This is a genomic window from Kribbella antibiotica (assembly GCF_004349055.1).
In the GTDB taxonomy this organism is placed as follows: Bacteria; Actinomycetota; Actinomycetes; order Propionibacteriales; family Kribbellaceae; genus Kribbella; species Kribbella antibiotica.
Genome location: NZ_SMKX01000291.1, coordinates 1 through 1,891, shown reverse-complemented (window position 1 = coordinate 1,891; position 1,891 = coordinate 1). Strand labels below are relative to the sequence as shown.

Annotated in this window: 2 protein-coding genes; both read left to right on the top strand. The window is 68.4% G+C overall.

The window, feature by feature from the left end:
- Positions 1-9 precede the first annotated feature (9 nt).
- Positions 10-951, top strand: coding sequence for an aldo/keto reductase (locus E1263_RS42265; RefSeq protein WP_132178096.1), 942 nt, complete (start codon positions 10-12; stop codon positions 949-951).
- Between the two features lie 10 nt (positions 952-961).
- Positions 962-1,306, top strand: a complete 345-nt coding sequence (locus tag E1263_RS42260; RefSeq protein ID WP_132178094.1) for a YciI family protein — start codon at positions 962-964, stop codon at positions 1,304-1,306.
- Positions 1,307-1,891 lie beyond the last annotated feature (585 nt).

Below are 1,891 nucleotides of genomic sequence, written 5' to 3'. Positions count from 1 at the left end.
GAGACAGGTGTGGAGTTGGGGCGGACGGGGTTGCGGGTCAGCAAGTTGGGTTTGGGGCTTGCGTCCGTTGGGGGGATGTTTTCGGCGGTGCCAGAGGCGCAGGCGATTGCGACGATCGATCGGGCGTGGGAGCTCGGGGTGCGGTTGTTCGATACGGCTCCGGTGTATGGCTATGGGCTGTCCGAGCAGCGCGCCGGGTTGGCGCTCCGCGGCCGGCCACGGAACCACTTCGTCCTCACGACCAAGGTCGGCCGGCTGATCGAGCCGGGCGGGCAGGACCTCCAGCCGATCTGGGCCGAGCCGCCCGCCGGGATTGGACCACGGCTCGACTACTCGTACGGTGCGGTGATCCGCTCGTTCGAGGCGAGTCTCGACCGGATGGGCATCGACCGGATCGATGTACTGCACATCCACGACCCGGACCTCGATTTCGCGACCGCCTCCACCGAAACTCTCCGAGCGCTCAAGGAACTACGTGGGCGCGGCGCGATCCGAGCGATCTCGCTCGGTGTCAACCATGCCGATGTCGCCGCTCGCTTCCTCCGCGAGACCGGGACCGACGGCCCCGACTGCATCCTGCTGGCCGGCCGCTACACCCTGCTCGACCAGTCCGCGACCGACGAACTCCTCCCGCTCTGCTCGAAACTCGGCGTCGCCGTACTCGCGGCTGGAGTCTTCCAAGGCGGAGTCCTCGCCGACACCGCAGACGGCGCTCCGCACGGCTACGCGCGGGTTCCGGCCGAGCTGCTCGCGCGGATCGACCGACTCCGCGAGTTGTGCCGCCGGTACGACGTACCGGTGCTTGCTGCTGCGGTTCAGTACCCCCTGCGGCATCCCGTCGTACCGGCTGTGGTTGTCGGGGCGCGCAGCCCGCGGGAGATCAGCGAGGTGGCCGATTTGCTGGAACACGCCATCCCCGAAGCGTTCTGGTCAGAGCTGGTCAACTACTAAAGTCGGCGGCATGCGGTTCATGCTGCTCCACAAGACCAATGACTCACTCGAAGCGGGTAACCCGCCGTCCGCCGAGATTCTCGAGCGCGCCGACGCGGTCCTCGAGGAGATGCGGCAGGCAGGCGTCCTGCTGGTCGCCGAGGGCCTGATGCCGAGCTCCCACGCCGCTCGCATCTCGGTCGCCGAGCCCGGACCGGCGCGCGTCATCGACGGCCCGTTCGCCGAGACCAAGGAGCTCGTCGCGGGTCTCTCGATCATCCGCGTCGACTCCAAGGAGGACGCGGTCCGCTGGGCCCTCCGCTTCGCCGAGGCCGACCCCTACACCGAGATCGACATCCTCGAGATCGCGGGTTAAAGCGTCAGGTGCAGGATCGGGTGTGGCTTGTTCGTCGAGTCCCGCTCACTCCGCCCGACGACCTTGAACCCATGGAACCGGGCAGCCTGGGGTTCTGCTCATTCACGTCGACCGCCGTCGCCGCAAACTCCTTGCAGGCATGGTCAAGCAGCAGCGTCCCCCGCCGTGCCCGCGATACGCCGGACATCTCCACGTTCCCTTCGCCACACGCCAGGTGCTCGAGCTCCCCGAACGCACCCCGCACCAACGGCCGGAAGACCGCGATATCCGCCTCGGTCACGAAGTCATGCGCCGCCCGAACCGACGCCTTCCAAAGCTCAGTCGCCCGCCCGACCTCCGGACCACCCCAATCTCCGTTCGCCCAAAGCCGGCGCCGAGCGCACCTAGGCCGAGACCGCGCAAGACCGACCCCAGGGCCATCACATTTCCCCGCCACGCCCGCCTGCCCCGCGTGGCTGACCGCGCGGCGGCCAATTGCGATGGCCTGGCGGACTGCCATCACCCACCAACCTCGCCCGCGCCGACACGCCCCCGCCTGACAACCCCTCGCGATGCCGTCCGCAGAGCACTTACTGGGTGGTGCAC

Coding starts and splice junctions, on each gene's coding strand:
- E1263_RS42260 (WP_132178094.1), top strand. CDS start 962: ATGCGGTTCATGCTGCTCCACAAGACCAATGACTCACTCGAAGCGGGT.